General features: G+C 71.3%; 8 protein-coding genes and 1 pseudogene. 6 read left to right on the top strand and 3 right to left on the bottom strand.

What is annotated here, in order from left to right; all coding sequences use genetic code 11:
• Nucleotides 1-71: 71 nt before the first annotated feature.
• Entirely contained in the window at nucleotides 72-548 is a 477-nt protein-coding gene (locus AB0H87_RS00825; RefSeq protein ID WP_360137368.1) for a DoxX family membrane protein, read from the bottom strand.
• Between the two features lie 152 nt (nucleotides 549-700).
• Between AB0H87_RS00825 and AB0H87_RS00820 the strand changes: the two genes are divergently transcribed.
• Genes AB0H87_RS00820 through AB0H87_RS00805 form a run of 4 tightly spaced genes read left to right on the top strand, consistent with a single transcriptional unit; the run spans nucleotide 701 to nucleotide 2840 of the window.
• A complete protein-coding gene (locus AB0H87_RS00820; RefSeq protein WP_360137365.1) occupies nucleotides 701-1258 on the top strand; it encodes a dihydrofolate reductase family protein in 558 nt (185 codons plus the stop codon).
• On the top strand, nucleotides 1255-1983 hold the full coding sequence (locus tag AB0H87_RS00815) for a tyrosine-protein phosphatase (protein ID WP_360137362.1): 729 nt from the start codon (nucleotides 1255-1257) through the stop codon (nucleotides 1981-1983). The genes AB0H87_RS00820 and AB0H87_RS00815 overlap by 4 nt, the downstream gene beginning before the upstream one ends.
• A 10-nt stretch (nucleotides 1984-1993) precedes the next feature.
• The gene (locus tag AB0H87_RS00810) at nucleotides 1994-2416 is read left to right on the top strand and encodes an RpiB/LacA/LacB family sugar-phosphate isomerase (protein ID WP_360137359.1); all 423 of its coding nucleotides are present in this window, start codon (nucleotides 1994-1996) and stop codon (nucleotides 2414-2416) included.
• Complete coding sequence (locus AB0H87_RS00805) at nucleotides 2409-2840, top strand: GNAT family N-acetyltransferase (protein WP_360137356.1); 432 nt, start codon at nucleotides 2409-2411, stop codon at nucleotides 2838-2840. Before AB0H87_RS00810 ends, AB0H87_RS00805 begins: the two co-directional genes overlap by 8 nt.
• A 149-nt stretch (nucleotides 2841-2989) precedes the next feature.
• Here AB0H87_RS00805 and AB0H87_RS00800 read toward each other — a convergent pair.
• Nucleotides 2990-3829: pseudogene (locus AB0H87_RS00800) on the bottom strand (putative PEP-binding protein); the annotation flags it as partial.
• Between the two features lie 428 nt (nucleotides 3830-4257).
• On the opposite strand from AB0H87_RS00800, the gene AB0H87_RS00795 reads away from it, so the two are divergent.
• Complete coding sequence (locus AB0H87_RS00795; protein ID WP_360137353.1) at nucleotides 4258-4731, top strand: WHG domain-containing protein; 474 nt, start codon at nucleotides 4258-4260, stop codon at nucleotides 4729-4731.
• A 208-nt stretch (nucleotides 4732-4939) separates the two neighbouring features.
• Here the strand turns inward: AB0H87_RS00795 and AB0H87_RS00790 are convergent, their stop codons facing one another.
• On the bottom strand, nucleotides 4940-5530 hold the full coding sequence (locus tag AB0H87_RS00790) for an N-acetyltransferase (protein ID WP_360137350.1): 591 nt from the start codon (nucleotides 5528-5530) through the stop codon (nucleotides 4940-4942).
• Nucleotides 5531-5799: 269 nt separating this feature from the next.
• Here AB0H87_RS00790 and AB0H87_RS00785 point away from each other — a divergent pair, with 269 nt between their 5' ends.
• Nucleotides 5800-7461, top strand: coding sequence for a metallophosphoesterase (locus AB0H87_RS00785; RefSeq protein ID WP_360137347.1), 1662 nt, complete (start codon nucleotides 5800-5802; stop codon nucleotides 7459-7461).
• Nucleotides 7462-7526 lie beyond the last annotated feature (65 nt).

The following is a 7526-nucleotide window of genomic DNA, read 5'->3' as shown; positions in this document are numbered from 1 at the left end:
GAACCATCGGGTAGAGGTGGCCGATCAGCGGTGCTGCGACGAACAGGATCCGCACGGGTGCGTCCTTCTCTCTAGTCGACGGCGGCGCGGGTCGCCGGCGGCACGAGCCGGGCCCCGAGGGCACGGGCCGCGACGACGAGCCCGGCGGCGGCGAGCACGATGTCCTTCGCCACATACTGCCCCTCGATGGTCGGCGTGCCAGGGAACAGGTCGGTGAAGAACAGCAGAATCGGTGACATGATCCCGACCAGGGACCCGGCCAGGACGACGAGCCCGGTCTTGAGCAGCCGGCCGGTGATCAGCGTGATGCCGATGAAGCACTCGGCGACCGCGCAGAGCACCACCGCGCCGGTGCCGCTGACGAGTCCGAAGCTGAGCGCGTCGATCGTGCGGGCGACCAGGGCCTCGGCCGGGCTGGCGCCCGGGAAGAACTTGAGCACCCCGAAGCCGAGGAAGACCAGGCCGAGGCTGACCCGGAGGATGTCGATGCTGTGCCGGGCGAGCAGGTCCGTGAGCCGGCGCTGGGCGGCGATGGCGACCGTTGTCATGACGTCCGTCCCTCCTGAGAAGTGTTGCTTCAGCCTCGCGGCGGCACCGGCATGAGGCGTCCGCCGCGCAACGGCTCATCGGGTACGCCACCCGCCGTACCCGCGATCCGTCCTCGTACGGAGCCGGGCGGCCCGCTGGTAGGTTCGACCCCGTGACCAGGGTGATCTTCGGAATGACCGTGTCGGTCGACGGTTACGTCGAGGACGCGGAAGGCAGCGCCGCGGCGCTCTACCCGGACCTGGCCGAGCTGCGCCCGACGCACTACATGACAGAGCTGGTCGACGAGACCGGCGCCGTGCTCATGGGGCGGCGGACGTTCGCGATGGGCGACCCGGACGGCTACGCCGGCGCGTACGAGTTCCAGGTTCCGATCTTCGTCGTCACCCATCACCCGCCGGCCGCCCACCCACGGGAGAGCGACAAGCTCACGTTCACGTTCGTCACGGACGGCGTCGAGCCCGCGGTCGCGGCGGCGAAGGCGGCGGCCGGCGACCGGGCCGTCACCGTCGTCGGCGGCGTCGACCTCGGCCACCAGCTGCTCACCCGGGGGCTGGTCGACGAGCTGCGGCTGGACATCATGCCGGTGCTGCTCGGCGGCGGCCGGCGGCTGTTCGAGCCCGACACCGACCTGGCCGCGCTGGGCCTGCGCAAGGAACGGGTTTTCGAGGTCGGCGCGCGCACCTCCCTGCGGTTCACGGTGTCCACATGAGGCACATCGCGTTCGACCGGCTGCACAACTTCCGCGACGTCGGCGGCTACTCCACATCGGACGGAGGCGTCACCCGCTGGGGCCGGCTCTACCGCTCCGACGGGCTGGGCAAGCTCGCCGGCGCCGACTGGGTGAAGTTCCAGACGCTGGGCGTACGCACGGTGGTCGACCTGCGCTACCCGGAGGAGGTGGCGCGGCGCGGCCGGGTACCCGAGTACGACGGTCTCGCCTACTACAACCTCTCGATCGAGCACCGCCCGTACAAGCAGGCGACCATCGCTCCCGAGATCGAGCCGGTGCGCTTCCTCGCCGACCGCAACGCGGAGGTCCTGGCCGACGGCGTCGTCGAGATCGGCCAGGCGCTGGCCGTGATCGCCGCCGCCCGCAGCACGCCCGTGGTGATCCACTGCGCGGCGGGCAAGGACCGCACGGGGCTGCTGGCCGCGCTGATCCTCGCCCTGGTCGGCGTGGACGACGAGGACATCATCGCGGACTACGCGCTGACGGAGGCGGCCGCGCCGAAGTTCATCGCGGACTGGCAGGCCAACCCGGCCAACCCGGCGATCACCTGGCCGGCCTACGGCCGCGCCCCCGCGGACGCGATGCGCCTGACGCTCAAGGAGCTGGCGGCCAGGTACGGATCGGTGCACGACTATGCCCGCGACCACCTCGGCGCGGACGACGCGCTGGTGGCCGGGCTGAGGGCCCGGCTGCTCGCCCCGTAGGGTGGGCGGTATGCGGGTGGCGTACGGAGCCGACGACGCGAACGAGACCACACGGGCCGTCCAGCAGTCGCTCGGCGACCGGGGCATCGAGATCGTCGACGTGACGGGCGACCAGCAGTGGCCCGACATCGGCGCCGCGGTGGGCCGGGCGGTCGCCGACGGCACGGCCGACCTGGGCGTCGTCCTCTGCTGGACCGGCACGGGCACGGCGATCGCCGCGAACAAGGTCACGGGCGTCCGCGCCGCCCTGGCCTGGGATCCCTGGATCGCCGCCGGCGCCCGCAAGTGGAACGACGCGAACGTCCTGGCGATGAGCCTGAAACGCCTGGCTCCCGACGTAGCGGTCGAGGTCCTCGCCGCCTTCCTGGACACGCCGGCCCCGGACCCGGACGAGGCCGCCAACATCGCCCGACTCGGCACGCTCGATGGCTGACCTGCGCCGCGCCACCCCGCGCGACCTCGACGCGATCCTCGCGGACCTCCCCGCCTACTGGGGCGACCGCGACGTCCGCCACCTCCACCACCCGATGTTCGTCCGCGAGTTCGGCGACACGGCCTTCGTCTCGGGCGAGGTGGACGGCTACCTGTTCGGCTTCGTGGCGCCGGCGCACGTCGGCTACATCCACGCGGTAGCGGTCCACGAACGCAGCCGCGGCACCGGGCTGGGCCGCCACCTGCACGCGGCGTTCGCGTCCGCGGCCCGCTCCCGCGGCGCCACCCGCCTCAAGGCGATCACGGGCCCGGCCAACGCGGAGTCGATCCGCTTCCACGAACGGCTGGGCTTCACGGCCCGCCTCGTCGAGGACTACAGCGGCCCAGGCCAGAACAGGGTGGTCCTGACCCGCGACCTGCCCTAGAACCAGGATGTCCCGGGTCCGCCTGGGGTGCGACCGTCGCTCCCGCCGGACACCGCTCCGCTTCGCTCCGCTGCCAGGCCCGCGGCGGCCAACGCTCAACCCAAACCCGAGCCGGGTTGGCCGGGACGTCCGGCAACCCGAAGCTACGGTCAACCGACCACGGCCCGGGCCGCCGTCGGGTCCTCCGCGGCCAGCACGGCCGCGGCGAGGCGTTCGCAGTCGGCCTTCGTGTGCGCGGCCAGCGCGTCGCGTACCGCCGGGATCGCCCGCGCCGGCATCGACAGGCTGCCGATGCCCAACCCGGCGAACACCGGCGCCAGGCCCGGATCGGCCGCCGCCTCGCCGCAGATGCCCACCGGCTTGCCCGCCTCCCGGCCCGCGCGGCCGCACGCCGCGACCAGGTCCAGCAACGCCGGCTGCCACGGGTCCAGCAGCTCCGCCAGCTCCCCGGCCATCCGGTCGGCGGCGAACGCGTACTGGCTGAGGTCGTTGGTCCCGATCGACAGGAAGTCGACCTCGCGCAGCAGGGCACGAACCCGCAGCGCGGCCGCGGGGATCTCCACCATCACCCCCGCCGACGCCAGGCCCGCCGCGCGGGCCCGGGTCACGAAGTCGCGAGCCTCCGCGGGCGTCGCGATCATCGGCGCCATCACCCACGCCGTCGCGCCCGTGCGCGCCGCGGCCGCCGCGATCGCCGACAGCTGGCCGTCGAGCAGCGCGGGATCGCGACGGGCCAGGCGGACACCGCGGACGCCGAGCGCCGGGTTCGGCTCGCCCGACTGGTCCAGGAACGGCAGCGGCTTGTCCGCGCCCGCGTCCAGCGTGCGGACCACCACCTTGCGGCCACCCAACGCGGCAAAGACAGCCGCGTACGCCTCGACCTGCTCCTCATGTCCTGGCGCCTTCTCCCGGTCGAGGTAGAGCAGCTCGGTGCGGAACAGCCCGACACCCTCCGCGCCGGCGACCGGGTCGGCCGCCGAACCCACGTTGGCCGCCGCGGGATCACCACAATTCCGCGCGGTGTCGCTCGGGTCGGTGGAGAGCGCGCTGGGTCGGTACGGTTCCGTGGAGGTCATGGCGCATGGGCTACACCCCCGCGCACAGCCGGTCCAAGTCCGCCGACAGCCCCGTCCTGGCGGCCGCAGCGAACAGCTCCGGCGCCCGGTGGAACCGGCCCTTCGGACCTCTGGCGAGCGCTTCGAATCTCACCGGCCGCTGATCGGCAAGCGCGACAATAGGCTGAAAAACAATCTCGACCAAGCGTCAGGTAGGCGCCGGGTTTGGCCGGCACGCCATAGCCGGCGGCGGCGGCTTCGGGCTGTAGCAGAAACCGGATGCCGATCACGACGACCAGCAGGTCGAGGACGATGGCCAGGCCGTACGCGAGGGGTGTGAGCATGAACGCCTCCAGGGCGCGGTGACGACCCGGCGGCTCGCCAAACGCGTCGAGTACAGCCAGCCGGTCCTCTACAGCCAGTTCAAGAGCAAGGATGCGATCGTGGCGGCGGTCGCGGTGGAAGGATTCGCCGACCTCGCCGCCGAAATGCGGGCCGCCCGCACGTCGACCCGCGGCCCGCGGCGGGCCATCGCCAACGTCGCGGCAGCCTACGTCGCGTTCGCCGAGCACCGACCGGCGCTCTACGACGCCATGTTCAACCAGGCGGTCAGTCTGCCATTCGCGACCTCCGAGACACCGGAGGCCCTGCGTTCCGGGTTCGACGAGTTGCGCCATGCGGTCCGACCGTTCGCCGCGAACGACGACGAGGACCTGCTCGCGGAGGTGTTGTGGAGCGGCCTGCACGGGCTCGTGTCACTGACCCGCGGCGGGCGGCTCCCCCGCCAAGACCACGAACGCCGCCTGGCGTTGCTGCTCAGCCGACTCTCCCGGTAGAGCACCCACGTCGGCCGGTGCGGACCTCATCCCTGGTACCCGTCGACGGCCGGGTGAACGCTCGACCGCGCCGACGGGCAACCGAGGAACGCGCCAGGCGGTTTCCCAACGCCTTGGCCAGTTCCTGCCTGGTCAGTTCGCGATCAAGACGTCGCGACCGTCGACCGGCCGATGGCGGCTTCACCGTTAGGGCCCGCCGAGGAGGGCTTCAGATCCGGTCGAACGGTTCGGCGTACTGGAAACGGCCGGCCTGGCCGTCGTACTGGCTGAGGGTTCGGACCTGGAAGTTGTCACCCCATCCGGAGACCGGCGCGACTACTCCAACCGGCTGCGCCGGAACGAAGCCGAACCGGTTGTAGTAGGCAGGGTTGCCGAGCAGCGCGACCAGGGGCTCGCCGAGCGCGTCGGCCGCGCCAAGAACAGCGTGCATCAGGGCGCTACCCACGCCGGCTCGCTGGCGGCGCGGGAGAACACTCAGCGGACCTAGACCCAGGGCCGGCCGGCCCTCGACGTAAGCCCGCGTCGCGAGAACGTGGCCGACGACCTGGTCGTCCTCGATCGCGACCAACGACAATTCCGGGATCCAACCGGCATCGTCGCGCAGCCACGAAACGAGCGTCGCCTCGCCTGGATCACCACCCGGCTCCGCCGGCGGCAAGCTGTACTCGACGCCGCGGAACGCGGCCGCCGTAACCGCGTGGATCGCGTCAATATCGTCGGAGCGTTCACGTCGAACTATCATCACCGATACCGTCGGGCCTTCTGTCCCCGCCGTCAACGGATTTTGCCGGGCTGGCACGACCCTCGCCGGGCGGCCGAGGGCGTCGCGGAGCGGTGAGGTATTCGGGTCTGACGATTCGCGACCAAGCTGCGGTTCCGTTCCCGGCGATCGGGCAAACCGGGGGCAGGTCGTCCGCCGACACGGCGGTGACATGCGACCCAGATCGACATGGGACCGCCAGTCCAAGCTGCTCATCGATCAGACGGTCGGCCTGCGCTCGCCGTTCACCGGCGCGTTGACGATCTTCGAAACGGTGTGGCTACCTTTCCCCACGTTGTGGAGGAGACATGTCGCTCCGTAAGACCCGTACCCGCCATCTGACCGTCGTCGCGGCGGCGCTCGTGGCGCTGATCCCCGCCGTTGTCGTCTCCACCACGCAGGCCGTCTCGACCCAGGCCATGCCGACGCAAGGGCACCAAGGCGCCGCACAGCGGACCGTCTGGCGCGGTGACTTCGACACCGCCCGGTCCGCCTGGACGGTGCAGACCGACGGCGCGGCCGCCGACTGGCGCGGATGGACGTTCGCCGAGCGTGATGCGTGGTTCGCCGCCGATAAGCCCGTCGGCGTCGGCTGCGACCCTGAACAGGACGCTCCCCTCGACTCACGCTGCTACCTCGACCAGCGCAACCAGTTCTCCCGCTCGCGCGGCACGATCGCGGTCGCCGACAACGGTCTCGCGGCCGCCAAGGGCGCCACCGCCGACGTCAACACCACGCTGACCAGCCCTGCCGTTCCCGTTTCCGGGCAGCGCGAGGTCGAGCTGGTCTTCTCGTCGCACTACCGGCAGGCGCACAAGGCGGTCGGTCGGGTGACGGTCGCCTTCGACGGCGGCGCGGAGACCGAGATCCTGCGGTACTCGGCCGCGCGGATCAGCGCGAACGGCGGCGGTGACGTGATCTCCGGCCAGGAGGTGCGCAAGATCAACGTGCCGAGCCGCGCGAAGACCGCCGTCTTCCGCTTCGGCTACGCCAGCAACCGGCCGCAGCTCTACTGGGCGATCGACGACGTCGTCGTGCGTACACCGCTCGCACCGCTCTCTGCCAAGTCGAAAGCCACCACCTTCCAGGTGCTCAGCGACATCCAGGGCGAGGGTCTCCCCTATCTGGACGGCGCCCTCGACCTGCTGCGGCGCGAGGCTCCCGGCGCCGGTGCGATGCTCGTCGCCGGCGACGTCATCAGCGGCCCGCGGGAACAGACCCAGGAACAGCAGCTTGCGGAGTACGCCGAGGTCAGCGCGATCTTCGCCGACCAGAAGCGCCTGCCGACCGTCCTGCCGGCGATCGGCAACCACGACCTGCGCAGCCGGGTGCTGACCCGCAAGCAGCAGGCCGACAACTTCGTCGCGTTCGCGAACAAGTGGGGCGCGAAGATCTCGAAGCCGTACTACGAGAAGGTGGTCGGCGGGGTGCCGGTGCTCGTCCTCGGCGAGGAGGGAACGGGCACGGTCGAGGAGCAGCAGGACATCAGTGATGCGCAGGTGGCGTTCCTGACCGACCGGCTGGCGTACTGGTCGGCGCGGGGCAAGCAGGTGCTCGTGATGCGGCACTATCCGTTCGCGTGGACGGTCTCCGGCACGTACGGCGACTTCTACGGCAACGGGCCGCGGGAGGAGCAGCTGGAGCAGATCATCGGCCGCTATTCGAACGTCATCTACCTGAGCGGACACACCCACTGGTCGCCGTACCGACGCGACTGGTCGGCCCAGGTCCCGGCCGTCGGCGGCAACCCGGACGGCTACACCGCCATCAACACGGGCGCGCTGGCGATGGAGTTCGCGCCGAGCCCGGACAACCCGTGGGACGAGGACTCCGCGACGGACCGTCCCGAGTCGCCGTCGGTGCTGACGGTCGCGGTCTATCCGGACAGGACGGTCGTGCGGGCGTTCGACGCGCTGACCGGCGAGCAGGTCAACGAGGTCGAGGTGGGCAACCCGCTCTACCGCGGCTGACCGGACACGACACTCATCCAACCGGGGTCGTTTCCCGCAACCAACCAGCCTCGTTAGTCCCAGGT

This window comes from Asanoa sp. NPDC050611 (genome assembly GCF_040654855.1).
GTDB lineage: Bacteria > Actinomycetota > Actinomycetes > Mycobacteriales > Micromonosporaceae > Asanoa.
This window is presented reverse-complemented; position numbering and strand designations above follow the sequence as displayed.

Bases quoted from the DNA above. Each gene is read 5' to 3' on its own strand.
- AB0H87_RS00785 (WP_360137347.1), top strand. From the start codon at position 5,800: ATGTCGCTCCGTAAGACCCGTACCCGCCATCTGACCGTCGTCGCGGCG.
- AB0H87_RS00810 (WP_360137359.1), top strand. From the start codon at position 1,994: ATGCGGGTGGCGTACGGAGCCGACGACGCGAACGAGACCACACGGGCC.
- AB0H87_RS00805 (WP_360137356.1), top strand. From the start codon at position 2,409: ATGGCTGACCTGCGCCGCGCCACCCCGCGCGACCTCGACGCGATCCTC.
- AB0H87_RS00815 (WP_360137362.1), top strand. From the start codon at position 1,255: ATGAGGCACATCGCGTTCGACCGGCTGCACAACTTCCGCGACGTCGGC.
- AB0H87_RS00825 (WP_360137368.1), bottom strand. From the start codon at position 548: ATGACAACGGTCGCCATCGCCGCCCAGCGCCGGCTCACGGACCTGCTC.